Annotated in this window: 22 protein-coding genes; 11 read left to right on the forward strand and 11 right to left on the reverse strand. The window is 64.4% G+C overall.

Translation table 11 applies throughout. From position 1 onward, the window contains the following. Positions 1 to 26: 26 nt before the first annotated feature. The 7 genes from PMM47T1_RS13370 to PMM47T1_RS13400 all read left to right on the forward strand — a co-directional run bounded on the left by PMM47T1_RS13370 (position 27) and on the right by PMM47T1_RS13400 (position 9,717). Complete coding sequence (locus tag PMM47T1_RS13370; protein WP_008369611.1) at positions 27 to 713, forward strand: MotA/TolQ/ExbB proton channel family protein; 687 nt, start codon at positions 27 to 29, stop codon at positions 711 to 713. Next, positions 713 to 1,114 carry an ExbD/TolR family protein gene (locus tag PMM47T1_RS13375; protein ID WP_008369613.1) on the forward strand — a complete coding sequence of 134 codons (402 nt, stop codon included), beginning with the start codon at positions 713 to 715 and terminating at the stop codon, positions 1,112 to 1,114. Before PMM47T1_RS13370 ends, PMM47T1_RS13375 begins: the two co-directional genes overlap by 1 nt. A gap of 200 nt (positions 1,115 to 1,314) precedes the next feature. Beyond that, on the forward strand, positions 1,315 to 4,020 hold the full coding sequence (locus tag PMM47T1_RS13380) for a TonB-dependent receptor (protein WP_008369615.1): 2,706 nt from the start codon (positions 1,315 to 1,317) through the stop codon (positions 4,018 to 4,020). A 127-nt stretch (positions 4,021 to 4,147) separates the two neighbouring features. Beyond that, positions 4,148 to 6,010: an extracellular solute-binding protein gene (locus PMM47T1_RS13385; RefSeq protein WP_008369617.1), complete on the forward strand. Its 1,863-nt coding sequence runs from the start codon at positions 4,148 to 4,150 to the stop codon at positions 6,008 to 6,010. Position 6,011: 1 nt separating this feature from the next. Beyond that, complete coding sequence (locus PMM47T1_RS13390) at positions 6,012 to 7,076, forward strand: microcin C ABC transporter permease YejB (protein ID WP_008369619.1); 1,065 nt, start codon at positions 6,012 to 6,014, stop codon at positions 7,074 to 7,076. Then, entirely contained in the window at positions 7,076 to 8,098 is a 1,023-nt protein-coding gene (locus PMM47T1_RS13395; RefSeq protein ID WP_008369622.1) for an ABC transporter permease, read from the forward strand. The genes PMM47T1_RS13390 and PMM47T1_RS13395 overlap by 1 nt, the downstream gene beginning before the upstream one ends. Before the next feature lie 2 nt (positions 8,099 to 8,100). Then, positions 8,101 to 9,717, forward strand: a complete 1,617-nt coding sequence (locus PMM47T1_RS13400) for an ABC transporter ATP-binding protein (RefSeq protein ID WP_008369625.1) — start codon at positions 8,101 to 8,103, stop codon at positions 9,715 to 9,717. 161 nt (positions 9,718 to 9,878) lie between these two features. On the opposite strand, the gene PMM47T1_RS13405 is transcribed toward PMM47T1_RS13400, so the two are convergent. Beyond that, the gene (locus PMM47T1_RS13405) at positions 9,879 to 10,301 is read right to left on the reverse strand and encodes a PACE efflux transporter (protein WP_008369627.1); all 423 of its coding nucleotides are present in this window, start codon (positions 10,299 to 10,301) and stop codon (positions 9,879 to 9,881) included. 276 nt (positions 10,302 to 10,577) lie between these two features. On the opposite strand from PMM47T1_RS13405, the gene PMM47T1_RS30100 reads away from it, so the two are divergent. Both PMM47T1_RS30100 and PMM47T1_RS13410 read left to right on the forward strand, forming a co-directional pair. Further along, positions 10,578 to 10,742, forward strand: coding sequence for a hypothetical protein (locus PMM47T1_RS30100; protein WP_177323379.1), 165 nt, complete (start codon positions 10,578 to 10,580; stop codon positions 10,740 to 10,742). Positions 10,743 to 10,849: 107 nt separating this feature from the next. Continuing rightward, positions 10,850 to 11,743 carry a LysR substrate-binding domain-containing protein gene (locus PMM47T1_RS13410; protein WP_008369629.1) on the forward strand — a complete coding sequence of 298 codons (894 nt, stop codon included), beginning with the start codon at positions 10,850 to 10,852 and terminating at the stop codon, positions 11,741 to 11,743. A 54-nt stretch (positions 11,744 to 11,797) separates the two neighbouring features. Here PMM47T1_RS13410 and PMM47T1_RS13415 read toward each other — a convergent pair whose 3' ends face one another. From PMM47T1_RS13415 to PMM47T1_RS13425, 3 genes are read right to left on the reverse strand one after another with little or no spacing between them, the layout of a single operon-like run. Beyond that, entirely contained in the window at positions 11,798 to 12,628 is an 831-nt protein-coding gene (locus PMM47T1_RS13415; protein WP_008369631.1) for an amidohydrolase family protein, read from the reverse strand. A gap of 31 nt (positions 12,629 to 12,659) precedes the next feature. Beyond that, positions 12,660 to 13,949 (reverse strand): MFS transporter, encoded by a 1,290-nt coding sequence (locus PMM47T1_RS13420; RefSeq protein ID WP_008369634.1) that lies wholly within the window; start codon positions 13,947 to 13,949, stop codon positions 12,660 to 12,662. A 26-nt stretch (positions 13,950 to 13,975) separates the two neighbouring features. Further along, positions 13,976 to 14,707: a GntR family transcriptional regulator gene (locus PMM47T1_RS13425; RefSeq protein WP_008369636.1), complete on the reverse strand. Its 732-nt coding sequence runs from the start codon at positions 14,705 to 14,707 to the stop codon at positions 13,976 to 13,978. Between the two features lie 168 nt (positions 14,708 to 14,875). On the opposite strand from PMM47T1_RS13425, the gene PMM47T1_RS13430 reads away from it, so the two are divergent. Then, the gene (locus PMM47T1_RS13430) at positions 14,876 to 15,337 is read left to right on the forward strand and encodes a MarR family winged helix-turn-helix transcriptional regulator (protein WP_008369638.1); all 462 of its coding nucleotides are present in this window, start codon (positions 14,876 to 14,878) and stop codon (positions 15,335 to 15,337) included. Positions 15,338 to 15,350: 13 nt separating this feature from the next. Here PMM47T1_RS13430 and PMM47T1_RS13435 read toward each other — a convergent pair whose 3' ends face one another. The 4 genes from PMM47T1_RS13435 to mhpT all read right to left on the reverse strand — a co-directional run bounded on the left by PMM47T1_RS13435 (position 15,351) and on the right by mhpT (position 20,993). Next, entirely contained in the window at positions 15,351 to 17,138 is a 1,788-nt protein-coding gene (locus tag PMM47T1_RS13435; protein ID WP_081492651.1) for a feruloyl-CoA synthase, read from the reverse strand. 118 nt (positions 17,139 to 17,256) lie between these two features. Next, positions 17,257 to 18,705 (reverse strand): aldehyde dehydrogenase, encoded by a 1,449-nt coding sequence (locus tag PMM47T1_RS13440; protein ID WP_008369642.1) that lies wholly within the window; start codon positions 18,703 to 18,705, stop codon positions 17,257 to 17,259. Between the two features lie 158 nt (positions 18,706 to 18,863). Further along, the gene (locus PMM47T1_RS13445) at positions 18,864 to 19,694 is read right to left on the reverse strand and encodes a p-hydroxycinnamoyl CoA hydratase/lyase (RefSeq protein ID WP_008369644.1); all 831 of its coding nucleotides are present in this window, start codon (positions 19,692 to 19,694) and stop codon (positions 18,864 to 18,866) included. Between the two features lie 72 nt (positions 19,695 to 19,766). Continuing rightward, the gene (gene mhpT, locus PMM47T1_RS13450) at positions 19,767 to 20,993 is read right to left on the reverse strand and encodes a 3-(3-hydroxy-phenyl)propionate transporter MhpT (RefSeq protein ID WP_008369646.1); all 1,227 of its coding nucleotides are present in this window, start codon (positions 20,991 to 20,993) and stop codon (positions 19,767 to 19,769) included. Between the two features lie 248 nt (positions 20,994 to 21,241). Here mhpT and PMM47T1_RS13455 point away from each other — a divergent pair, with 248 nt between their 5' ends. Next, positions 21,242 to 21,508: a hypothetical protein gene (locus tag PMM47T1_RS13455; protein ID WP_008369647.1), complete on the forward strand. Its 267-nt coding sequence runs from the start codon at positions 21,242 to 21,244 to the stop codon at positions 21,506 to 21,508. A gap of 135 nt (positions 21,509 to 21,643) precedes the next feature. Here the strand turns inward: PMM47T1_RS13455 and PMM47T1_RS13460 are convergent, their stop codons facing one another. From PMM47T1_RS13460 to PMM47T1_RS13470, 3 genes are read right to left on the reverse strand one after another with little or no spacing between them, the layout of a single operon-like run. Continuing rightward, on the reverse strand, positions 21,644 to 25,246 hold the full coding sequence (locus tag PMM47T1_RS13460) for a transporter substrate-binding domain-containing protein (RefSeq protein ID WP_008369649.1): 3,603 nt from the start codon (positions 25,244 to 25,246) through the stop codon (positions 21,644 to 21,646). An 11-nt stretch (positions 25,247 to 25,257) separates the two neighbouring features. Then, the gene (locus PMM47T1_RS13465) at positions 25,258 to 25,884 is read right to left on the reverse strand and encodes a response regulator transcription factor (RefSeq protein WP_008369650.1); all 627 of its coding nucleotides are present in this window, start codon (positions 25,882 to 25,884) and stop codon (positions 25,258 to 25,260) included. Positions 25,885 to 25,915: 31 nt separating this feature from the next. Next, a complete protein-coding gene (locus PMM47T1_RS13470) occupies positions 25,916 to 26,644 on the reverse strand; it encodes a hypothetical protein (RefSeq protein WP_008369653.1) in 729 nt (242 codons plus the stop codon). Between the last annotated feature and the right edge of the window lie 19 nt (positions 26,645 to 26,663).

A 26,663-nucleotide genomic window follows, 5' to 3' on the forward strand; every position in this document is an offset into this window, starting at 1 on the left:
AAACCATGAACGCATCCATGTCCGCAATGATTGTCCCGGGTGTCCTTTGGGCCCTGGTGTTCTTCTCGGTGTTGAGCTGGGGCCTGCTGCTGATCAAGTCGGCCCAATACCTGCGCCTGAAATCACAGAACAAACAGTTCACCCGCGCCTTCTGGGCCGCCCCCGACCTGCTCACTGCCGCCGAGCATTCCACCCAGTACCCCGGCTCACTGGCGCGCATCGCCAACAGCGGTTTCGAAGCCATGGCCAGCGACGACAACCCGCGCAACGCCCAGCAACTGGCCCACACCATCAACCGCCAGGACCGCCTGGAGCGTAACCTGCGCCAGCAGATCCAGAAAGAACGCCGCGCCCTGGAAGCCGGCCAGGCCATCCTGGCCAGTATCGGCAGCACCGCGCCCTTCATCGGCCTGTTCGGTACCGTGTGGGGCATCATGGAAGCGTTGCAAAGCATCGGCGCCAGCGGCTCGGCCAGCCTGGAAACCGTGGCCGGCCCTATTGGCCATGCGCTGATCGCCACCGGCGTAGGTATTGCCGTAGCCGTGCCGGCGGTGCTGATCTACAACTTCTTCCTGCGCCGCCTGAAGCTGGCCATGGCTGACATGGACGACTTCGCCCATGACTTCGACAGCCTGGCCCAGCGCAGCGCCTTCGCCGTGAGCCGCGAGCCCATCGCGCACAAACATGCCACTGGCGTGCGGGAGGCCAGCTGATGTCCTTCTCAACCCAAGACAGCGATGAAGTGCTCAGCGAAATGAACGTCACGCCCCTGGTGGACGTGATGCTGGTGCTGCTGGTGGTGTTCATCGTCACCGCCCCCCTGATGACCAACGCCATCAAGGTCAACCTGCCGAAAACCGACGCCGTGGCCCCTGCCGAGAAGAAAGACCCGGTGGTGGTCAGCGTCGACCAGGACGGCAAGTTCTTCCTGGCCAAGAGCGAAATCGCCCCCGAACTGCTGGAGAAAAGCCTTTCGGACGTCAAGGCCAAAGACCCCGAGGTGCGTGTCCAGCTACAGGCGGACACCAGCGTGAACTATGGCCAGGTGGCCAAGGCCATGGCCTCGATCGAGCGCTCGGGCATCACCAAGATCTCGGTGATGACCTCGCGTTGACGCGCCAGCCGGGCGGGGGATGAGACAGCCCGGCCGCGCGCCGTAACACAAGCCGTTGCACCTGTGCGGGGCCCCCTTGGGCCCTGCAGGGGAGCGGCTTGCCAGCAGCAAAGGAGTTATCCGGGGCCGGCACAACCCATCCGGAAAAAAGAGGGCTCACAAGGCCATTTCACAAACGTCTGAAAAAGTCGGAAATTACCATGCTGATGAGTTTGCAACGTTTCACCCTCAAACCACTGGCGGCCACCCTGCAACGACACCGCATGGTGCCGCTGTACGTGATGGCCATGGGCATCGGCGCCGTGCATGCCGCCGACAGCACCGATGACAGCAGCACCGCGGCCACCGCCGTGGTAGCACCGGCCACCACCCAGTTGCAGAAGGTTGAAGTGACCGGCTCGGCCATTCGCCGGGTCGACGCCGAAACCGCCGTGCCGGTGACCATCCTGCGCGCCGCCGAGCTGGAAAAACAGGGCGTGACCACCACCGCCGAGCTGATGCAGCGCATCACCGGCAACAACTCCATCGGCAACTCGGCCGGCTCCGTGGGCGCCGCCACCGGCGGTGCGAGCTTTGCCGACATGCGTGGCATTGGCGCCAACAAGACCCTGGTGCTGCTCAACGGCCGCCGCCTGGCCAACAACGCCATGTCCGGGACCGACTCCCAGGGCGGCGCGGTGGACCTGAACATGATCCCCTTCGCCGCCATCGACCGTGTGGAAGTGCTGCGCGACGGCGCCTCGGCCCTGTACGGCACCGATGCCATCGGCGGGGTGATCAACTTCATCACCAAGAAATCCCTCACCGACGGCACCCTCACCCTGGGCGGCGAAGACCCCACCAACAGCGGTGGCGGCGGCAGCAAGGACATGAGCGGCAGCTGGGGTTACGGCGACCTGGACAAGGACCGCTTCAACGTCATGGGCGTGTTCAACTACCGCACCCAGCAGAACCTGGACGCCAACGATCGCAGCTTCGACCGCGACTACGTGCCCGGTCGAGGCCTGGACAACACCTCGGGCACCGCCTTCCCCGGTAACTACAGCCAGAACGGCAACGCCGCCAACCCCCTGGGCAGCGCGTGCAGCGGCGCCAACCTGATCGCCAGCAACGGCGTGTGCCGCTACAGCACGCGCAACTCCATTGACCTGCTGCCGCAGACCGAATCCACCTCGTTCTTTGGCAAGGCCACCGGCAAGCTGGCCGACGATCACAACGTCAACCTCGAATACTTCTGGTCGCGCAACGACAACAGCACCAGCGTGGCCCCGGCGCCACTGACCGGCCTGAGCCTGTCACCGTCCTCGCCTTACTACCCGGGCAACGGCATTACCCCGCTGCCCACCAACTTCACCCTCGACCCCACCCAGCCAGTGGGCGTGAACTGGCGTGAAACCGCCGCCGGCGACCGTACCTCCAAGGACCAGAACACCAGCCAACGCCTGGTGCTGAGCTTCGACGGCACCGTGGGCGGCTGGGACTACAACGTGGGCGCAGGCTACAACCAGAACCAGGTCTACAACAGCGTCACCGGCGGCTACGCCAGCGACTCGGCGCTGACCAGCGGCCTGGCCAGCGGCCTGCTCAACCCCTTCGGCCCGCAGACCGACGCCGGCCAGGCCTTCATCGACGCCAACACCTACCACGGCGCCTATGCCGTTTCCACCGGCCGCGTGGCCTCGCTGGACGGCAAGGTCACCCGCGAAATCGGCGACTGGTTCGGCGCCGGCCCCGTGGGCCTGGCCCTGGGTGGCGAGTACCGCAAGGAGAAATACCATGAGTCGGTGGCCGACTGGGCGGGTGACCTGTCCAGCCTGGGCGTGGACCCCAACAGCTCGGTGTCGGGTGACCGCAGCATCAGCGCCGAATACGCTGAAATCAACGTGCCGGTGATCGACAGCCTGGAACTGGGTGCCGCGGTTCGCCACGACAAGTACAGCGACTTCGGCAGCACCACCAACCCCAAGTACACCTTCCGCTTCCAGCCGTTCAAGGAACTGGTGATGCGCGGCGCCTACAGCGAGGGCTTCCGTGCGCCGTCGCTGTATGAGCTGAACAACCCCACCTACACCACCTTCACCGCCGGCAACTACAACGACCCTACCCTGTGCGCCGGCGGCGTGGTACGCCCGGGCGGCAACGGCGGTCGCGACTGCAACCAGCAATTCCTCAACAGCACCGGCGGCAACCAGGACCTCAAGCCCGAGACCGCGCGCAACGTGACCCTGGGCTTCGTCTACCAGCCAGTACGCAACCTGTCCATGGGACTGGACTTCTGGTGGATCAAGATCGCCGGCCAGATCGAGGAGTTCCCCGAGTCTGAAGTGTTCGCCCACCCCGACGAATACGCCGACCGCATCGTGCGCGCCGCCGACGGTTCCATCGACCACATCGTCACCGGCCTTGCCAACCTGGGTAACGTGAAAACCAGCGGTATCGACGTCAGCCTCGACTATCGCTTCCCGCTCACCCCCATCGGCCAGTTCGCCCTGGACCTGCAAGGCACCTACGTTACCCGCTACGACTACCAGCAGACCATCGGCGGTGCCTACACCGACCGTGTCGGCGACTTCCAGGGTGACCAGGTGGCGCAGCGCTGGAAGCACAACATCACCGGCAGCTGGAACTACGACGCCTACCGCGCCTCCATCACCAACCGCTTCACCACTGGCTACAACGACTACGACCCCACCACCAACAGCCGTGTCAGCTCGTACTCGCTGTGGGACATGTCGGCAGGCTACACCTTCAACAAGGTGCTGGACCTGGACGTGGGCGTGAAGAACATCTTCGATCGCGACCCACCGTTCTCCAACCAGGCCTACACCTTCCAGAGCGGCTATGACCCGCGCTACGCCGATCCGCTGGGGCGCACCCTGTTCGCGCGCATGACCTACCACTTCTGACCGAGGTCGACGGGGCTGCGCTCCGGCCCCCAATCGATCTGCCTGCGATATCGCACCCCCGGCGTCCCTCCACGCCGGGGGCTTTTTCCAGGCCTTGAGTGTTTTTGCGGTTCGAGGACTTTCAACCATGTCACAGCCCCTCAAGTTTCTGCTGGCCAGCCTGTTCTGCCTGGCCTGCCTGCCGGTTCGCGCCGAGCCCGTCACGGCCATGACCGTGTACGGCGATGCACCCAAATACCCGGCCAATTTCCAGCACTTCGACTACGTGAACCCCAACGCGCCCAAGGGCGGTTCGCTGAGCCGCTCGTCCATGGAAATAGGCCAGTTCAATTACATTCTGCCCTACGTGGACCAGGGCACCGGCGTGGTGCAGGCCGATACCTGGCTGTACTCGCCGCTGGCCTACCGCTCGCTGGACGAGCCCTACACCGTGTATGGCCTTGTGGCCGAGAAAATGGAGCACGACCCGGACGGCATGTGGATGCGCTTCTACCTCAACCCCAAGGCGCGCTTCGCCGACGGCACGCCCATTACCGCCAATGACGTGGCGTTCACCTACAACCTGTTGACCACCAAGGCCAGCCTGACCTTCCGGCTGCTGTACGGCGACGTCCAGGACGTGGTGGTGGAAGGCCCGTTGCAGGTGCGCTTCAACTTCAAGAACAACCTCAACCGCACGCTGCCCCTGGACCTGGCGTCCATGCGCGTGCTGCCCGAGCATTACTGGAAAGACCATGACTTCGCCAACGGCGGCGGCTTCGAACCACCGCTGGGCAGTGGCCCCTATCGGGTAACCAAGGTCGACCCGGGGCGCAGCATCACCTTTGAGCGCAACAAGAACTGGTGGGCCCGTGACCTGCCCGTGAACCGCGGCCTGTACAACTTCGACACGCTGACGGTGAACTTCTACGGCGACACCGAAATTGCCCGGCAATTGCTGCAGGCCCAGGCGTTCGACTACAACCGCGAGTTCTCTTCCGGCGGCTACATGGTGGGCTACCAGAGCCCGGCGCTGGACGACGGCCGTCTGCAGCGCCGGCAACTGGCACCGGACCTGCCGGTAGGCGCCCAAGGCTTTGCCTTCAACCTGCAACGGCCGATCTTCCAGGACCGCCGCGTGCGCCAGGCGCTCACCCTGCTGTGGGATTTCGAGTGGGTCAACCGGCAGATCATGCGCAACTTCTACACTCGCCAAAGCAGCTATTTCCCGAAAAGCGACATGGCCGCGACCCAATTGCCGGACGCCGAGGAGCTGGCGATCCTGGAACCCTTGCGCGGCAAGATCCCCGACGAGGTGTTCACCCAGGTCTACCACTCACCCGTCACTGATGGCAGCGGCAACATTCGGCCCCAGCAACTGGCCGCGCTGAAACTGCTGGCCGAAGCCGGCTGGCACCCCGAGCACGGCAAGCTGGTGAACGCCAAGGGCGAACCGTTCACATTCACGTTCCTGGATGGCCAGGGCGGCTTCGACCGCCTGCTGTTGCCCATGAAGCGCAGCCTGGCGCAGATCGGTATCGACCTGGAACTGCGGCGCATCGATTCCGGCCAATACAACAACCTGCTCAACACCCGCGACTACGACTTCACCGTGGTGCAGTTCCCGCGCAGCGGCGACCCGATCATTTCCCCCGGCCGCGAGCTGTACAACCTTTACGGCAGCGCCAGCGCCACCAGCCCCGGCAGTTCCAACTTCATGGTGCTGCGCGACCCGGCGGTGGACACCCTGATAGACGGCGTGGTCAAGGCCACCACCCGTGACGACATGGTGCACCACGCCCGTGCCCTAGACCGGGTGTTGCAGTGGGGCTACTACTCGATCCAGAACTACTACGGCGCCGGCACCGCCACGGTATTCCTCAACCGCTTCGGCATGCCCAAGGTGGCGCCCAAGTTCGACGCGGGCCTGGACACCTGGTGGCAGGTCAGCCCCACGCCGCTCACCAACCTGCAAATGAGCGCCCTGGCGCCCACCTCCGAGGAGCACTGAGATGCTGCGCTATATCTGTCGTCGACTGCTGCTGATCATTCCCACCCTGCTGTGCATCCTGGTGGTCAATTTCGTCATCGTCCAGGCCGCCCCCGGCGGCCCGGTGGAACAGGCCATCGCCCGCCTGCAAGGCGCCGGCGGCCATGGCGTGGGCGGCGGTGGCGGGGAAAGCGCCGGGGGCAGCGGCAGCCGTTCCAGCCGCGGCCTGGACCCGGCCCTGATCGAGGAGATCAAGCAGCACTACGGCTTCGACAAGCCCATGCACGAACGCCTGTGGCTGATGCTGAAAAACTACGCGCAGCTGGATTTCGGCACCAGCTTCTTTCGCGGCGCGCCGGTGACCACGCTGATCGCCCAGAAGATCCCCACCACCTTGTCCCTGGGCCTGTGGGCGACGCTGATCACCTACCTGATCAGCATACCGCTGGGCATTCGCAAGGCCGTGCACCACGGCACCCGATTCGACGTGTGGACCAGCACGGCAATCATCATCGGCTACGCCATGCCGGCCTTCCTGTTCGCCATTTTGCTGATCGTGGTGTTTGCCGGCGGCAGCTACGTCAACTGGTTTCCGGTGCAGGGCCTGGTGTCGTCGAACGTCGACCAGATGTCGACCCTGGGTAAGATCGGCGACTACCTGTGGCATCTGGTGCTGCCGGTCAGCGCCCTGGTGATCGGCGGTTTTGCCACGCTCACCATCCTTACCAAGAACAGCTTCCTCAACGAGATCAGCCGCCAGTACGTGACCACTGCCACAGCCAAGGGCCTGAGCCAGAACCGCGTGCTCTACGGCCATGTGCTGCGCAACGCCATGCTACTGGTGCTGGCCGGCATCCCCCAGGCGCTGATCGACGTGTTCTTCGCCGGCTCGCTGCTGATTGAAACCATCTTCAACCTCGATGGCGTCGGCCGCATGAGCTACGACGCCGCCGTGTCGCGGGACTACCCGGTGGTGTTCGGCACGCTGTTCCTGTTCACCCTGTTTGGCCTGTTGATCAAGCTGGTGGGCGACCTGTGCTACACCTTGGTCGACCCGCGCATCGACTTCTCGGCGAGGACTGCCTGATGTTCCGGATCTCCCCTTTGGGCCAGCGCCGCCTGGCCGCGTTCAAGGCCAACCGCCGTGGCTGGTGGTCGCTGTGGCTGTTTATCGCGCTGCTGGTGACCTGCCTGTGCAGCGAACTGCTGGCCAACGACAAACCGTTGCTGATCAGTTTCAACGGCACCATGTATTACCCCATCCTGCATGAGTATCAGGAGACCGACTTTGGCGGCCAGCTGCCGTTCGAGCCCGACTACACCAGCCAGTACGTGCGTGACCTGATCAGCGCCAAGGGCGGCTGGATGCTGTTCCCGCCCATTCCCTTCAGCGACCAGTCGGTGAACTACGACCTGACCCAGCCCTCCCCCAGCCCGCCCACCCGACAGAACTGGCTGGGCACCGACCAGCAGGCCCGGGACGTGATGGCGCGGGCGCTGTATGGCGCACGGGTGTCGATTTTGTTTGCCTTGATTCTGACCGTCATCAGCGCCCTGATCGGCGTGTTCGCCGGCGCCGTGCAGGGTTTCTATGGCGGCTGGATCGACTTGATCGGCCAGCGCCTGCAAGAGATCTGGTCGGGGTTGCCGGTGCTGTACCTGCTGATCATTCTGTCCGGCTTCGTCGCCCCCAGTTTCTGGTGGCTGCTGGGGATCATGGCGCTGTTTTCCTGGCTGGCCCTGGTGGACGTGGTGCGCGCCGAATTTCTGCGCGGGCGCAGCCTGGAATACGTCAAGGCCGCCCGCGCGCTGGGCGTGACCGATGGCGTGCTGATGCGCCGGCACATTTTGCCCAACGCCATGACCAGCACCCTCACCTACCTGCCCTTCATTGTCACCGGCGCCATTTCCACCCTCACCGCCCTGGACTTCCTGGGCTTCGGCATGCCCGCCGGCAGCGCCTCGCTGGGTGAGCTGGTGGGCGAGGCGAAACAGAACCTGGAAGCCCCGTGGCTGGGCCTGACGGCCTTCTTTGCCCTGGCGCTGATTCTTTCGCTGCTGGTGTTCATCGGCGAAGCCTGCCGTGACGCGTTCGACCCAAGGACTTGAGCATGACCGACAACCTGATTGAAATCCGCGACCTGACCGTGGCCTTTGGCGACCGCGAAGTGGTGCATGGCATCAACCTGGACATCCGCCGTGGCGAGTGCCTGGCGCTGGTAGGCGAGTCTGGCTCGGGCAAGTCCGTCACCGCCCACTCCATCCTCAGCCTGCTGCCCGCCAACAAGGTCCGCACTGCTGGCAGCATCCGTTTCAATGGCCAGGAACTGGTGCACAGCACCGAAAAGCAATTGCGCAGCCTGCGCGGCAACCGCATTGCCATGATTTTCCAGGAGCCGATGACTTCACTCAACCCGCTGCACACGGTGGAAAAGCAGGTCGGCGAAGTGTTGGCCGTGCACAAGGGCCTGAGCGGCCGTGCCGCCCGCGAGCGGGTGCTCGAACTGCTGGAACTGGTGGGCATCACCGAGCCGGCCAAGCGCCTGAAGGCCTACCCGCACCAACTGTCCGGCGGCCAGCGCCAGCGCATCATGATCGCCATGGCCCTGGCCAACGAGCCAGACCTGCTGATTGCCGACGAGCCCACCACGGCGCTGGACGTGACCGTGCAACAGAAGATCCTTGAGCTGCTGCGCTCGTTGCAGGCGCGGCTGGGCATGTCGCTGCTGCTGATTAGCCACGACCTCAACCTGGTGCGCCAGATCGCCCAGCGTGTGTGCGTGATGCGCGGTGGCGAGATCGTCGAGCACGCTGATTGCGAAACCCTGTTCCAGCGGCCCACCCACCCCTACAGTAAACTGCTGATCGAGGCGGAACCCGATGGTCGCCCGGTGCCGGTGATGTTCGACCAGTACCTGCTGTCGGTGGAAGATGTGCGCGTGTGGTTCCCGTTGCCCAAGCGCCTGTTCAGCAAAGAGCGCGAATACATCAAGGCGGTGGACGGCGTCAGTTTCAACCTGCTCAAGGGCAAGACCCTGGGCATTGTCGGCGAATCGGGTTCGGGCAAATCCACCCTGGGCCAGGCCATTCTGCGCCTGGTGGACTGCCAGGGCAGCATTCGCCTGGGCAACAAGGAACTCACCCTGTACAGCCAGCGCCTGATGCGCCCCTTGCGCCGGCAAATGCAGATCGTCTTCCAGGACCCGTTCGCGGCGCTCAGCCCGCGCATGTCAGTGCAGCAGATCATCGCCGAAGGCCTGGAAACCCACGGCATCGGCAACCGCGCCGAACAGGAAGCCGCGGTGATTCGCGTGCTGGGCGAAGTGGGCCTGGACCCCGACACCCGCCACCGCTACCCCCACGAATTCTCCGGCGGCCAGCGCCAACGCATCGCCATCGCCCGCGCGCTGGTGCTGGAGCCGGCACTGATCCTGCTGGACGAACCCACCTCGGCGCTGGACCGCACCGTGCAGAAACAGATCATCGAACTGCTGCGCAGCTTGCAACTGCGCCATGGCCTGACCTACCTGTTCATCAGCCACGACCTGGCGGTGGTGCACGCCCTGGCCCACGACCTGATGGTGATCAAGCATGGCCGCGTGGTGGAACAAGGCCCGGCCCGGCGCGTGTTCGCCGACCCGCAGCATGGGTATACCCAGGAGCTGCTGAAAGCGTCGGGGCTGATGCTGGGCGGTGGGCGTGCGGCGCAAGCCAAGGCGTTGTGTTGAGGCCGCGCTTAACTGACAAACCACGCCGCAGGCTGCGACAAGTTCCGCAGGACCTTCGGCGGTGTCGCGTGGAACCGGGTCGCTGATTTCCACCCAGTCCTGGCGATAGCCCTGCATGCGATCAGCCTGGCCGGTGAGCTCGCAGCTATATAGCGATGAGCCTACGCCTTGACTGCCATAGGCACATCAAACACTCGATCAAACCCCCACTGAAACACCAGCGCATAGACAAAGAAAAACGCAAACAGACCCAAGTCCGTCACCAGCGCCTGCCACAGGCTGATGCCCAGCCACACGGCCACCAAGGGTGTGAGCAGCAGGGTCAGGCCGCCTTCAAAGCCCAGGGCGTGCAGCATACGCCGCCACGGCGTGCGGGTGGGGTTGGGTTGGCGGCGTTCCCAGCGCTCGAACGCGATGTTGAACAACAGGTTCCAGGCCAGTGCGATCAGGCTGATGACCAGCGCCAGCGCCGTGGAGTAGCCGAGCCCTTGCTGGAACAGCATGTCCAGCAGCGGCCCGACACATAGCACGGCGATGCCTTCATAGAGAACAGCTTGGGTAATTCGACGGGACATGCCTTGCATGACAACCTCAAGGGCGACGGTGGGAGCTCAGGGTAAGGCGGCGCCCGGGCTGCTTCAAACCAGCGCTTGTAAGCCAGCCTCAATTTATTTCAACCGTGTTACGGAGCGGCACAATGGCTTTTATTGAACGCTCAGTTATTGCTAGCCAAAAATACACAAAATCTAGCAAAACCCGGGAAACAGCCAAAAGGCCCGTTCCAGACAGCTTTTGATACATTTGACGGCTCCGGAGAATAGGCTAATATCGCCGCACTTTTACTGCCGATGGCTTTACGGATGAAGATCAAGATCGAAAAAAACAACAACGACAGCACCTGCCTTGTCTGGCTGAACGATGACCCGGTGACCTTCCGCAACGAGGAGGAAGCCCAGGCCTACGTCGACCAGTTGACCGCGCGCCTTGAAGCCGTGCCGGTGATGCAGCCCGACGCCCACGACTGAGCCGCTCCTTCCCCGGCCCTGGAACATCCGCTACCGGGGCACCTTGACGAATGCACTTGGCTTGCGCTTCATAGGCGGCGATCCCGCCCCCGAATCGAGAGCCGAGCGTGTTTGCCAAATTGCCCCTGACTGCCCTGCGCACCTTTGAATCCGCCGCTCGCCTGGGCAGTTTCAAGGCAGCCGCCGATGAACTGGCGGTCACGCCCGCCGCGGTGTCGCATCAGGTCAAGACCCTGGAACAGACCGTTGGCGTGCTGCTGTTCGAGCGCACCGGCCAGGGCGTGCGCCTGACTGACATCGGCCAACAACTGCAACACAAGGTGCATGGCGCCTTACGTGAACTGCTGGGCAGTGTGCACGCGCTTGCGCCCATTCAAGATAGCCAACAATTGACCCTGAGCACCACGGCGGCGTTTGCCAGCCTGTGGCTGATACCGCGCCTGGGTGATTTTCATCGCCGCTACCCGGATATTCACGTGCGAGTGGAAACCGATAACCACGTGGTGGATTTGCAGCGCGACGGCGCGATCCACCTGGCGCTGCGGGCGGTGATTCATCCTGACCCAGGCCTGTATCAGGTCGAGCTGCTGGACGAGTTCATGGGCGTGTACTCACAGCCGGGTTGGGAGATTGCCGAGCAGGGGCCGCTGGAGTTGATCAGCGTACCTTGGCAGTCACAGACGCCCCTGGTGGTGGACTGGCCCACCTGGTGCGCCCGGGCCGGGCACCAAGACTGGCCCGGCCGGGCACGCCTGCGCCAGTACGATGATGAGCATTACGCCTTGCAGGCGGCCATTGCCGGCCATGGCCTGGTATTGGCCAGCAGCGTGCTGGTGGCCGACAGCGTGGCCCGCGGGCTGTTGCAGGCCTACCGCGCCGAGGTGCGCTTGAACGCGGCGACCTACTGCGCGGTGTGCGTGCCCGGTCATGAACGGCGCACGCCGGTGCGTGAGTTCATTGCGTGGTTGCAGGAACAGGCGTTGTCGATGCCACGCCACTGATGCCGCGCCATTTGGCGGCCGCGCGAGCCTCTGCAGCCGTCAAGCGGTGCCGCCTCAAAACCCGAACAGCGCGCCCGGCCCGTCGCACAGGATCGCCCGGCGCTGCGCGGCCCAGGGCACCAGGCTCTGGAACAGGGCGAACTCGCCGGCGTAGTCCACCTGCTGTTCGTGCTGGGTGTGCGGCCAGTCGCTGCCCCACATCAGCCGGTTGGCGCCAAAATGCTCGATCAGCAACGGCGCCGCGTCGTGGGCGAAGGACAGGTTTTCGGTGTGGGTGCCGCCCAGGCGGTAGATGCCCGACAACTTGACCCAGGTGCGCCCGCCTTCGCTCAATTCCAGCAAACGCTGGAAGGTGGCGTGCCCGGTGCCGAAAGCAGCATGGGGGCGGCCGAAATGGTCGATGGCCACCTTGCAACCGTAGCGCTGCAAGGCCGCCCACAGGCTGGGAATGTCTTCGATCTGGCGGTGCAGTTCCACGTGCCAGCCCATGTCTGCCACGGCTTCAAGCAACGGCGCCCAAGTGGCCGAACCCAGGTCTGGCAGGGCCTGGCCCATCAGGTTCAGGCGAATGCCACACACGCCCAGTCGCGCCATGCGCTTGAGCTGCGAGTGGCTGACATCGGGCGCCACCACTGCCACGCCGCGCAGGTGCCCGGGCGCCGCCGCCAACGCCTTCAGCAAGTGGCTGTTGTCGGTACCCAGGAAGCTGGGCTGCACCAGCACGCCGTGGCTCAGGCCCTGGCTGCGCAGGTGCGCCAGCCAGTCAGCCAAGGTGGCGTCGTAGTCCGGGGTGTAGCGACGGCCGTCGGCAAAGTCGAGCTGGCGGTCGAACACATGGGCGTGGGCGTCAATGCCGAGGATAGGCGTGGGAGCGGTCAATGGCATGCTGGCAGTCTGCGTGAAGTGATGTAAAAGGTCAGGCCCGTGACGGCTTGGCCACAGGTACGGCCGGGGCGTGGTTGGACGCATCTACCGACAGGGTGCGGCCACGGGTTTCCGGCAGCGCCAGGGCAGCGATCACCGCCACCCCGTAGGCAATGCCGGCATCGATACCGATGGCCGAGCCCAGCGACATGCTCTCGCTCATGTGGCCCACCATGAACGGAAACACCGCCGACAGCACACGGCCGAAGTTGTAGCAAAAGCCCACCCCGGCGCCGCGCACGTCGGCCGGGTACAGCTCGTTGAACAGCGAGCCCAGGCTGGCCGGAATACCGGCGGCGAAGAAGCCCAGGGGAAAGCCCAAAAACAGCATTTGCTGGTTGGTAAGCGGCAGGAACAGGTACGCCTGCACAGTCAACACACAGCATAGGGCGAAGAGAATGATGTTCTTGCGCCGGCCGATGCGGTCCACCAGGAAGCCGCTGGCCACGCAGCCACAGAAGAACGCCACGATGATCACCGCCAGGTAACCGCCCGACCCCAGCACCGATAGGTTGCGCTCGGTTTTCAGGAAGGTCGGCAGCCAGGTCATGACCGCGTGGTAGCCGCCATGGGCACCCAGGCCCAACAGGCCACCCAGCAGCGTTACGCGCAACAGTTCCGGGCGGAAGATGCCCGCCATGGAGGCGAACAGGCCCAAGGGGGTGGCATTGCGTTTCTGCTCGCGCAGGAAGCTGTCGGGTTCCTGCACACTGCGGCGCACGTAGATGATCAGCACCGCCGGCAACAGGCCTACCAGGAACATCACCCGCCAGGCGTATTCGGCCGGCACAAACGAATAGATCAGGGTGAACACGCCCACCGCCACGCCCCAGCCCACGGCCCAGGCGCTTTGCACCGTGCCCATGACCTTGCCGCGGTAGCGCGCCTGGATGGTCTCGGCCATCAGCACCGCGCCCGCCGCCCACTCACCGCCAATGCCGAAGCCTTGCAACGCCTTGACCACCAGCAACTGGCCAAAGTCGGTGACGAAGGCCGAGGCGAAGGTGAACAGGGAGAACCACAGAATCATCCATTGCAGCGTACGTACCCGCCCGTAGCGGTCCGACAACGTACCCCCCAGCCAACCGCCCAGCGCCGAAGTGATCAGCGTGACACTGCTGATCAGGCCCGCCTCGCCCTTGCTCAGGGCAAACGCGGCGATCAGTGCGGGAATGGCCAGGCCGAACATCTGCACTTCCAGCGCATCCAGGGCCCAGCCGCCGAAGCAGGCCCAGAAGGTCTTGCGCTCGCGCGCGGTGACGTCTCGATACCAGGTGAACATGGTTTCTTATCCTTATAAGGGGTGTTTCAACGGATTTCGACGCTGTAGCGAAAGTGCCGGGCATGGCCCCAGGACCGTCTCCACTCCAGCGGCTGGCCGGCGTAGTTGCGCGCCAGGCGCTCGATCACCACCACCGGGCTGCCGGCGTCGACACGCAGCAGACGGGCGTGCACCTCGCTCACCGACTCGGCCGTCAGGGTTTCATCGGCCGCGGCAATCACTTGCCCGCACAGGCTTTCGTAGATGGGGTACAGCAGCGGGCCCTGGGCGTTGAGGTCGTGTTCGAGAATGGCGGCGAAAGGTTCGCGGGGCAGCCAGATTTCCTCCACCAGCAAGGGCTGGCCGTTCAACAGCCGCAGGCGCAACAGGCGGATGACCATGGCGTCGGGCTCAAGGGCCAGGGCCTGGCTGACCTGCGCGGGGGCACTCACAGCCTCGTTGGAGAGAATGCGACTTTCGGGTACCTGACGTGTGCCGTCGGCGTCCTGGAAGCGGAAGAATCGAAATAGCGAGGAGTGAAATTGCGGGCGCCGGACAAAGGTGCCCCGCCCTTGCTGGCGCTCCAGCAGAGACTCGCTCACCAGTTGGTCAATGGCCTTGCGCACAGTGCCGATGGACAGCCCGTACTCGGCGGCCAGGGCCGACTCAGTGGGAATCGCTTCGCCAGCCCCCCAGCGGTTGCGGGCTATCTGTTCGGCTAGCTGGTCACGCAGGCGCTGGTACAGCGGCAAGCGCTCATCACTGGAAAGACTGTTCATGGGAAGACTGCTCTTTTAGTTATTTAGTCATCTATATGAATTTCAGCACAGTATTGAACGCTATCGGAGCGCCGTCAATATGCCCTTCGTCAGCCCGGCTGCGCAGATGCCTGCCGGTGGGAAAGCCGTTATACTGGTTAACGATTCCAATAAAGGCAGCCGGACATCATGGCCCTACCCAGCACGCCGCCCTCCTCCCCCGACACGCTGGACACCGGCGCGCTCGACGAACTGATTGGCTATGCCCTGCGTCGCGCGCAGATTCAGGTATTCCAGCATCTGGTCGAGCAGTTGAACGCCTATGACCTGCGCCCGGCACAATTCTCGGCCCTGGCCATCATTGCCCAGAACCCGGGGCCAACCCAGGCGGAACTGGCCAAGAGCCTGGCCATCGAGCCGCCGCAGGTGGTGCCCATGGTCAACAAACTGGAAGAACGCGGCCTGGCCCTGCGCGTACGCTGCAACCCGGACAAGCGTTCCTATGGACTGTTCCTGAGCAAGGCCGGGGAGGCGCTGCTCAAGGAACTCAGAGAGGTGGCGGCGCGCAGTGACCAGGAGGCCACGGCGAACCTGAGTGCCCAGGAGCGTGGGCAGTTACTGGGGTTGTTGCGCAAGGTTTACCAGGGCTGAGCGGCTACAGCGGTTAGAGGGCCATCAACCTTTCACCCTGCCCGTCATACAACCCATCAATCACCGCCGCCCGGCATTGCAACACCTGCCGCTGGTTGATCGAACCCTTGTCAGTGATTTCACCTCGGTCGATGGACGGCGGCTCTTGCGCAAGGCTGGCCCAATCGATGCGGCTGGCGCTGCCGGTGGCGTACTGGTTCAGGCGCTGTAGCAAACTGCCCAGCCAGTCCTGTACCGGCTGGGCGCCGAGCACCTGGGCTACCGTGGCCCCCGAAGCCAGCCCGGCCAACTGCCGACATTCCTCCAGGCGCGGAAAAATCAGCAGCCCCAGGCGGTCACGGTCGGGCCCCAGTATCACCACATCATGCACGTACGGCGCCCCGTCGAGGATGACTCGCGTGCGCAGCGGCCCGACACTGACAAATACGCCAGACGATAACTTGAAGTCCTCGGCAATGCGCCCATCGAACATCAGGCCCAGTTGCGGGTTGCCGGGGTCGGCCAGCCGTACCGCATCGCCCGAGCAATAGAAACCCTGCTCGTCGAACGCCTCCAGGCTCTGCTGGGGCGAGCGCCAATAGCCGGGCATCACGTGAGGGCCGCGAAAGCGCACTTCCAGCTTGCCGTCGCGGGGCACCAGCTTGACCTCGCAGCCCGGCGCCGGCAGGCCCACGTAGCCGGCCACCGACAAGGGCCCGGTGGTGAAGGTGCAGGACGGTGAGGTCTCGGTCATGCCCAGCCCCGCCATCATGCGGATGCGCTCGCCGCAGTGTGCCACCGACACCTGTTCCAAACGGTCCCACACCGATTGCGACAGCCCTGCGCCGGCGAAGAAAAACAGCTTCATGTTTTTGAAGAACTGCTCGCGCAGGTCAGCGTCGCGCTCCAGCTGGCTGACCAGCTCTTCCCAGCCCTTGGGCACCGTGAGGTAGGCCGTGGGCGAGATCTCGCCGAGGTTGCGCAGGGTCTCGCCAAACAGGAGCGGCGTGGGCTTGCCGTCGTCGATGTACAGGGTGCCGCCGTTATACAGCACGATGCCAACGTTGTGGCTGCCACCAAAGGTATGGTTCCACGGCAACCAGTCCACCAGCACCGGCGGCTGCTCGGCAAACTCGGGAAAGGTCTGCAACAGCATCTGCTGGTTGGCGCAAAGCATGCGTTGGGTGGTGACCACGCCCTTGGGCATTTTCGTGGAGCCGGAGGTAAACAGGAATTTGGCGATGCAGTCGGCCGTCAGCGCCTGGAAGGCCGCGTCGGCGGGGGTCGCGTCCCCGGGCGCGAGCAGTTCGCTGAAGGCTTGGCAGGCACGCCCCGGCAGTACCCCTGCGCCCATGATCAACGGCACATTGGCCGGTACCACGGCCTCGATGGCGGCGCTGAACGTGGTGTCTGCGGCAAACACCAGCCCGGGCGTCAGGGTGTCGATGATGTGGCGCAGCTTGCCGAAGTCTTTCGACATCAGCGAATAGGCCGGCGACACCGGGCAATAGGGAATGCCGGCGTACAGCGCGGCGCAGGTCAGTTGCAGATGCTCAAGGTCGTTGCCCGACAGGATGACCAGTGGCCGCTCGGCACTGAGGTTCATGCCCAGCAAGTGCGTGGCGATGTGCCGGGTGCGCACGAGCATGTCGGCGTAGCTGATGCGCTGCCACTGACCGTCGACGCCACGGCGGGCGGCGAACGTCTGCTGCGGGCGCGTGTGCGCCCAGTGCAGTAGGCGCTCCATCAGGCGCTGCGGGTGGGCTTGCAACGGTTCCAGGGCGCGCATGTGCAGCACGCCCTGCACTTCATCGACCTGCATCTGCGGGTGGCCGATGTTCACGGCGCGCCAGGGCGCGCTCTGCGTTGAACGATTCACGTGGTATCCCTCTGCCGGGCCTGGGGCCTGTTGTTATTGGAAGCAGGTAGATCGAGGTACGTTAAATGGGGTAGTGGCGAGGCCCGTTCTGCACGGTCACCCAGCGCAGCTGGGTAAACTGTTCGATGGCGCTGGTAGCGCCGAAACTGCCGTAGCCGCTAGCCTTCACGCCGCCGAAAGGCATGTGCGCTTCGTCGTGCACCGTGGGCCCGTTGATGTGGCAAATACCCGACTCCAACCGCTGGGCCAGGGCTAAAGCACGGGAGGTGTCGCGGCTGAAAATCGCCGCTGACAGGCCGAACGCCGAGTCGTTGGCCAGCGCCAGCAGGGCGTCGTCACCGTCGGCCCGCAGCACCACGGCCACCGGGCCGAAGGACTCCTCGTGGTACAGGCGCATGGCGGCGGTGACCTGGTCCAGCAACACCGGCTGCATCACGCTGCCCTGTGGTGCACTGCCACACACCAGTGTGGCGCCGAGGTTCACCGCGTCGCCCACCAGTAACTGGATGCGGCTGGCGGCCGACGTGTCTACCAGGGAACCGAGCACCGACTGGCTATCGGCTGGGTCGCCGGCCTTGAGGGTGGCTACCTTGCGGGCCAGCCTGGCGACGAATTCATCGGCCACCGCCACGTCGACTATCAGCCGCTCGGTGGACATGCAGATCTGGCCCTGGTTGAAGTAGGCGCCAAATGCCGCCGCTTCCACCGCTGCGTCCAGGTCGGCGTCGGCCAGCACCAGAAACGGCGCCTTGCCACCCAGTTCCAGCAGTGCCGGTTTCAGGTGCCGTGCCGACAGCTCGCCGATGATCCGGCCCACGTGGGTGGAGCCGGTGAAGTTGACCCGGCGTACGCCCGGGTGGGCAATCAGCCGCTCGACAATGACCGCGGCATCGGCCGGGGCGTTGCTGATGACGTTGACCACACCGGCACCGATGCCGGCATCTTCCAGCACTTGGCCGATCAACCGGTGCACAGCCGGGCTCAGTTCCGAGGACTTGAGCACCACGGTGTTGCCGCAGGCCAGCGGCATGGCGATGGCGCGGGTGGCGAGGATCACCGGCGCGTTCCACGGGGCGATGCTGAGAACGACCCCACACGGTTGGCGCAGGGCCATGGCGAAGCTGCCCGGCACATCCGAAGGGATGACCTGGCCCTGCACCTGGGTGGTCAGGGAAGCCGCTTCGCGCAGGATGTTGGCGGCCAGTTGCACGTTGAAGCCGTACCAGTTGGCCATGGCCCCGGTTTCGGCGGCCATGGCCATGAACTCGCTGCTGCGTGCCAGCATCAGGTCGGCGGCGCGCAGCAAGCGTACGCGGCGTTCGCCCGGGCCCAAGGCGGCCCAGGCCGGGAAGGCTGCCTGGGCAGCGGCCACCGCTGCATCGGCGTCTTCAACAGTGGCCGCGGCGGCGATGGACACCACTTGGCCGGTCATCGGGCAGCGGCGCTCGAACGTGCGGCGGTCGCGAGCGCTCAGGGATTGGCCGGCGATCAGTAGAGGGACTTCGAACATGCCTCATTCCTCGTGATTTGAATGTGCCTGGACTCACTGCGTTTGTGGAGCGGGATCTACCCGCGAAAAGTTCACCGAGGATCGTCTGACGCGTTGCGGTGTTCTTTTCGCGGGCAGGCCCGCTCCCACAGAAGCAATGGGGGCAATACAGGACGCTATCAGCGTTTGTAGGCCTGCAGGCCCGGCTTGATGCTCTTGTCATCGAGAAATTGCTTCAACCCTTGCTCGCGGCCGTGCTCGGGGTCGCGCAGTTGGGCCTGGTCTAGCTTGGCGTACAGGTAGTCCTCGCTCTGCTCCCAGGTCAGTTCGCGGCAGCGCTTGAAGCCGTTCTTGGCCGCGCGCAGCACCACCGGGTTCTTGTCCAGCAGGTCGCGGGCCAGCAACATCACCTCTTCACGCAGTTGCGCCAGCGGCACGCTCTTGTTGACCAGGCCCATTTCGGCGGCCTTGGGACCTTCGAAGGTCTTGCCGGTCATGATGTAGTACAGCGACTGGCGGTGGCCTACGGTGTCGGCCATTGCCTTGCTGACCAGGTTGCCCGGCGGGATGCCCCAGTTGATTTCCGACAGGCCAAAGGTGGCCTCGTCGGCACAGATGGCCAGGTCGCACGCCACCAGTGGGCTGAAGCCACCGCCGAAACACCAGCCGTTGACCATGGCGATGGTCGGCTTGCTGTAAAGGCGCAGCAATTTCCATTGCCATTCAGAGGCATCGCGGCGGATACGCTCCTGAAGAATTTCGGGGCCGGCGTCCACTTCGCGGAAGTATTCCTTGAGGTCCATGCCGGCAGTCCAGGCACTGCCGGCGCCGGTCAGCACCAGGACCCGGGCGTCGGCATCCTGTTCGACGGTTTCCAGCACGTCGCGCATTTCCCGGTTGAGGGTGGGGCTCATGGCGTTGCGTTTTTCCGGACGGTTGAGGGTAACCCAGGCAATGCCCTCTTCGACGTCAACGGTCACGGTCTGCCAGCGATCTGCGTATCGGCTCATTTCACACCTCTTGTTCTGTGGGCTGTGCGTTATGGATGACTGGACAGTAGCGCGGCGAAACAGTTACGTCAATTAATGATTAATATTGTTAACTATTTTTTGACTTGACGGCTCGCCGCCCCCCTCGCCCAGCATCGACAACAGCGCGATGGCGGCGATCACCAGCCCGGGTGACACGGCTATCAGCACCCCGCCTACCCCGGCGCCCGCGGCCAGGATCTGCCCCGCCGCCAGGGGCCCGGCCATGGAGCCCAGGCGCCCCACCGCCACGCAGGCCCCCACGCCGGTGGCACGCATGGACGCCGGGTAGGCCTGTGGCGCCAGCGCGTACAGCACCAACTGCCCACCAATGCAGCAGTAGCCGGCCACCAGGCCCGCCAGGGCCATGGCGCCGAAACTCGCCGCCAGCCCCAGGGCGGCCAGCGCCAGCAACATGCCCAGGTAGGCAATGGCCACCGCCAGTACAGTACGGCCGCGGTCCATCAGCCGCCCGGTGAGTAGCGAACCGGCGGCCCCGCCCACGTTGAAGAGCACCTGTACCCAGCCAGCCTGTACCCGATCAAAGCCCTTGGCCAACAGCAACGACGGCAGCCAGTTGAGCAGCAGGTAAAGCACCGTGAGGGTGAAGAAACAGGCCACCCATAACAACAACGTGCGCCGCGCCCTACCCTCACTGAACAACCCAACCGCCACCGCACCACGGGACTGGCGCGTGGTAACGGGCCTGGCCACAGGCGCCGGCATCCAGAGGGCCAGGGCCGCTGCGATCAGCAGAGGTGCCAGCCCGCCGAGGTAAAACACCACGCGCCACTGTTCGCCCAGGCCCGACAGGCTGATCAGTGAAGCCAGCGCGCCACCCAAGGGCACGCCACAGTAGGTAAAGCTCACCGCCGTGCTGCGAAAACGCGGCGAGACCGCTTCGCTGGCCTGGGCGATGATGATCGGCAGCGCCGCCCCCAGCCCCAGGCCGGTCAACAGCCGCGCCAGCAACAGGCTGGGGTAGCTGGCGGCATGGGCGGTGTACAGCGTGAACAGGCCGAACAACAACACCGCCCCCAGCAAGGTGCGCTTGCGCCCCAGCCGATCTGCCAGCCAGCCACCCAGAAAGGCACCGGGCAGCAGGCCCATGAGCCCTGCACTGAACACCCAGCCCAACGCCGCCGGCGCCAGGCCAAAGGCCTTGGCCAGCGCGGGTGCGGTGATACCCGTGGATTGCAGGTCGAAGCCTTCGAGCAAGGCAACGGCACAGCACAGCGCCACGGTCAGGACCGGGCGCGACGTAGCGGAAAGCGCAGGCATAGCGTGCATCTCTTGTTGTGATTATGGGGCACATGGATAACTTAATTAATGATTATATCTATTAATCAAGTTGCTGCCACAGAGAGGCGCCGAATTGCTCGAAACGGCAGGCACGAATAAAAGCCTTTTGCCTGCATCTTTGTCTGAACCAAGCCGCAATAACATCTGTCGTACCAGATAAGCCACCTACACTGGCTTTGTAACGTCTGTTACACGACGGTTCTAACCATTGATCGAGGACGTCATCCATGAAGCGAATGTTAGGTTGTGGGCTGTTATTACTGGCAGGGGCCATCAGTTTCCAGGCCAGTGCTGCAGACACGCAGACGTGCGACGCCAATATCCAGCGTCTGCAGGATCGCATCAACAGTGCCGGCACTACCGACCCCAAGGTGCATGAGCTGGTGGACAAGGATATCGCCGACGCTACTGCGGCCCGGGACGAGGGTAAAGTCAAGGACTGCATCGAGATCACCGACCGGGTCAAGAGCCGCCTGGATAAGTACAACAAGTAACCGCGTCAACGGGGGGCGCCCGCCGTACCGGCGCCACTTCTTTTTTGGCACAATGCCTATCCAACGAGCCATGGCCTGGTCGTTAGGCGTTGGCTATTTTGTGTCCTGAGTCAGCGCTGTGTGGGGAAGGTAATTTCACCCGCGGCAGTGGCGTTCCAGCCGCGCAGTCAGGTCGCTGAGAGCGCCGTGCAGGTGCTCGATCACTGTGCTTGACGGTGGTTGTTGGCCTTTAGCGCAGGCCTGCTCCAGCTGCTCGCACGCGTCCAGCAATTGGGTTGCCTGGATGATGCGCGCCCCGCCCTTGATCCGGTGGGCCAGGTCCGAGAGCGCCTTGCGGTCACGTTCCCGGTCCAGGGTGGACAGGCTGTGCAAGTCCTCGCGACAGCACTCGGCCAGGTCGTCCAGCAATGCCTTGAGCGCGGTGCTGTCGCCGGCGGTCAGCTCTTCCAGGGCCCCCAGGTCAATCCCCTCGCCCATGGCGCCGGCAGCCTTGACCGCAGGCTCGCTGCCAGCCGGCTGCAACGCCACGGCCAGGTCGGTGAGGCTCAAGGGCTTGAACAGACAGCCATCCATGCCCGCCGCCAGGCAACGCGCGCGCTCCTCGGGCACGGCGTTGGCGGTGAAGCCCAGCACGCGACAGGGCGGGGATTGGCTGCGCCGTTCATGCACGCGAATGGCATGGGCCAGTTGGTAGCCGTCCAGGCCGGGCATGTTGCAGTCGCTCATTACCAGGTCAAAGCCCCCACGCAACCAGCACACCAGGCCGGCCTGGCCATCGTCGGCCAGGGTGACCCGGTGGCCCAGGTACGCCAGTTGCTGCTGCAACAAAATGCGGTTGGCGCGGTAGTCGTCCACCACCAGGATATTCAGCACCCGGCTGGCGGGCGTCACGTCCCGCACCGGGGCGGGCGCGTTGCCCTCGGCCCAGCGCAGGGCGAGTTCGACGGTAACCCGGGTGCCCTTGCCCAGCACACTGTGCAAACGCATCTGGCCGCCCATCATGGCGCACAGCGTACGGCTGATATTCAGCCCCAGGCCGCAGCCTTCCCGGGGTGACTGCTGGTTATTGCTGGCCTGAGCGAAAGCATCGCCCAGCTTGGCCAACTCGTCCGGCGGAATACCCACGCCGGTATCGATGATGTCCAGGCGCGCGCCCACGCCATCGGCAGTGGGTGTCAGGTAGACAGCCACCACCACCGTGCCTTCCTGGGTGAATTTCACCGCATTGCTGACCAGGTTGGAGATAACCTGCTTGAAGCGCAGGGGGTCAAGCATCACGGCGCGGTCCAGTTCGCCGTGCACTTGCAGCGTCAGGCGCACGCGCTTGTGCCGGGCCTGCACCTGGAACAGCCGCACCACCGCTTCCACCAACAGCATCAGGTCCGTGGGCTGTGGCACCAGGTTCAGCTGGCCTGTCTCGATGCGGGTGATGTCGAGAATGTCGCCAATCAACGCCAGCAGGCCGGTGGCCGCGCTGGCCGCCACTTCGATGGACAGGTGATCCAGCCGCCCCTGCGCAGATTTTTTCAGGGCCAATTCCAACATGCCGGTGATGGCGTTCATGGGGGTGCGGATTTCGTGGCTCATGGTGGCCAGGAACACAGTCTTGGCACGGTTCGCGGCCTCGGCAGCCTCCTTGGCATGCTGATAGGCCTGCAGCAGGCGCTGACGATCCGTGATGTCTATCCAGCCACCGATGAGTCCGGCGATCTCGCCATCGGTGCCCCGGTAAGGCAACACCCAGTGGCAGATCGTCTTACTCTCGCCGTTGCGAAACATCACGTCGCGGTCCTCGACCACCTTCACCCCGGCTTCCATGGCTTGCAGGTAGGCCTGCTGATAGCTTTCGGCCTGCTCGACGGTGAACGCCGCGGTATCGGCGACAGGCTTGCCGACCACCTCGTCGTGGGTGAGTTGCAGCTCATCCAGGTAGCTGGTGTTGCACGTCAGCAGGCAGCCATCGCGGTCACGCACGTACAGCGGGTGCGGGGTGCCGTCGATCATCACCCGCATGAACTCAAGCTGATTGGTCAACGCCTGTTCGGCGATGTTGCGGCGTTTTACCTGGCGCCGCAGTTGGGTAAGCCAGCCCACCAGCAGGCCCCAGACCAGCAACCCCATTAGCACCGCCTGGGCAATATGCCAGCGATGGCGCATCCAGAAACCCTCCTCCAGCACCACTTCGCCACGCCAGCGCGCGGCCAGGTCATTGATTTCCTGAGGCGGGATGGCCAACAGCGCCTTGTTGAGAATCGACAGCAGTTCCGGTGAGTTACGCGACGTGGCGAACGCCAGGCTGGCGGCGCGCACCGGCAAGGTCGCGCTGACGCGCAACAGCCCTGCGTACTGGCGAGAAATGCGATAACGCGCGCCAATCAGGGTGAGCACTGCGGCGTCCGCCTTGCCGTCGGTAACCAGCGACAGCGCATGGTCGGCACTGCGCGCCGGTACATGGACAATGCCGGGGTACTGCGACAGGACCTGGTCCAGCAAAAAACTGCCATGCACCAACGCCAGGCGCTTGCCCTCCAGCTGTTCCAGCGAGTACGGCGCCTTGGGCTCGTCGCGAGTCACCAGCACCCGGGGGCTGCTCAGGTAGGCGCGGGTAAAGCCCAACTGCTCTTCGCGAGCGCGGCTTTGCGGCAACGCGGCAATCAGGTCGGCCTCGCCGCGCTGCACCTGCTCGGTCATTTGCGCCAGGGTCAGGCCAGACGCCACCTCGAAGGTCAGCCCGGTCATTTGCCCGATCACTTCCAGCACCTGGGCACTCACGCCCCGGTAGCGGCCCTGATCGTCACGGTAACTCAGGGGCACGAACTGCTCGTCCATCAGCACCTTGAGCGGGCGCGCCTGGTTCAGCCAGCGTTGTTCGGCCTCAGTGAGTTGCAGCTCGCGGCGCTGGCCGATGCTGACCCCGCCTACGCTCCAGCGCCCCAGGATGGCCAGGCGCTCGTGTTCGGGAATGGCCTGCAGGGCGGTGTTGAGCAAGGTCAACAGCCGGCTATTGTGGGCCGAGACGGCAAAGCCGAAATAGTTGCTTTGCACCTGCTCGAAATGGTTCAGGTGCAGGCCACCCAACTGGCCTTTGTAGATCTGGTAATAGGCGCCCAGGGCGTTGCCCAGAAACACATCGGCCTGGCCGAAGGCTACCGCCCCCAGCGCCGTCAGGGTGGAGGGATACAGTTGCAAGCGCGCCTCGGGATACAGCCCTTCAACCAGCGCGCGCGGCAAGTAGAACTCCTGCATGGCCAGGCGCCGGTCGCGCAGGCCGCCAAGCAAGGCGGTGTGATCATCCCGGCGCGTGGCCAGCACGGACTCGTCCTGGGCGTAGGCCTGGGACAACACCAGGTTGGCCGTGGCGGCCTCGAACACGTTGGAGGTGCCCAGCAGGTCGATGTCGCCGTCGCGCACCGCGGCCAGCGCTTCGGCACGGGTGGGGTAGCGCACCACTCGCACGCTCAGGTGCAGCAAGCCTGCTACCAACGCCGCATAATCGGCGGTGATGCCCTCGTATTCCTGGCCGGTGCCAAGGATATCGAACGGCGCGTACTCCGGCAGGCTGACGCCCAGCCGCAGTACCCGGCACTGCCATAGCCAACGCCGGTCATCGTCGGTCAGCTCAAGGTCCAGCAGGCCAACGGCCAGGTTGGAGCGCCCATAGAGCGTGGGGCCAGTCTCCTCGGCCAGCGCCCACGGCGCCAGGAACAGCCATAGCCAGCAAAACATCCGTGCGCGCATGGCCAGGTTTCCTAGATCAATGCATGGCGCCTGGCCAGGTCGGCCAGGTCAACCAGGGACTTGACCCGCAGTTTCTCGATAAGCCGGGTCTTGTAGGTGCTGACGGTCTTGTTGCTCAGCAGCATGGCGTCACCGATGGCCTTGTTGCTGTAGCCGCGCGCCAGTTGTTGCAGGATCAACAGCTCACGGTCGGTCAACCGGGAAATGCATTGAGACTCGGAATCGAGGCTGTCGCCACGGTGCACCGAACTCAAGGCCACGTCGGGGAAGTACGAGTAGCCGCTGGTGACCGCCTGCACGGCCTTGACCAGTTCGTTGAGGTTATCGGACTTGGACACATACCCGGCGGCGCCCATTTTCATGCAGCGCAGGGAAAAGTAGTCCGGTGCCTGGGACGTCAGAATCAGCACTTTCACCCTGACGCCCAGCGCCTTGATCCGCGCAATCACTTCCAGGCCGTCCATGCAGGGCATGGCGATGTCGAGCACCACGATGTCCGGCGAAAAGTCGCGCACCATCTGCACGGCATCGGTACCGTTGTCCGCCTCGGCCACCACCTTGATTTTCATTTTCTCCAGCAGCACCCGCACGCTGGCCCGAATGAAGGGGTGGTCATCGACAATCATCGCTCTGTACATGGCATCCTCGCGTGAGCGGTAGAGGGGGCGCTCAACCCTTGAACTCGACCTGGCGCGATTGCTCGCCCTCGATCAATTCGAACCGGTACTGGCGGCCAGGACGCGTATCGAACGCGCGGCGCGAACCGGGCAGCAGGTGATGCTTGGTGGCCACCTCGCACTGCTCGCCACTGGCGTCGCAGTCGTTGAAATGGTCCAGCACCACGGTACTGTTGCCCTGGTTGGGCACCACGAGGCGTCCTGATTCCTGCAGTACCTGGGTGTCAAACCGGGTGTGCTCGGGGCGCACGAACAACAGCGAGCCGTAGCCAGCCAGAATGTTCACGCCGGCCTTGAGCGAATCCTTGTACTGCTCGCTTTCCTGTTCGCTGAGGGCAAAATCGTCGTTGGCCTGGGGCAGCACCGGGATGAAGCGCAGGCGAAAGTAGCGCTCGCGTTCACGGCTGCCGCGGTACAGCAGGCGCACCGCCTGCATGCCCTTGGCCGGCACGATCAGCCGCGCCGGGCTGGCCACCAGCGCTCGCTGGTCGGCAGGCAGACCGTCCATGGGCACCTCGCGCGCCGTGCCGTCGGGCTGGTAGACGAGTTCGGCCACGCTGACCTTGACGAACGCGGTGCTGTCGCCGCCGTTGCGCACCCGTTTGAGCTGGGTACTGCGGTTGCCTTCGAGGTAGTCGTACAAACCGCCGATGTTGAGTTGCGGAGCGGCCTGCACAAGCCCAGGCAACACACACGCGAGAGCAACGAAAAAACGCATCATGATGATCTACCTTGCAGTG

This window comes from Pseudomonas sp. M47T1, assembly GCF_000263855.1.
Taxonomy (GTDB): domain Bacteria; phylum Pseudomonadota; class Gammaproteobacteria; order Pseudomonadales; family Pseudomonadaceae; genus Aquipseudomonas.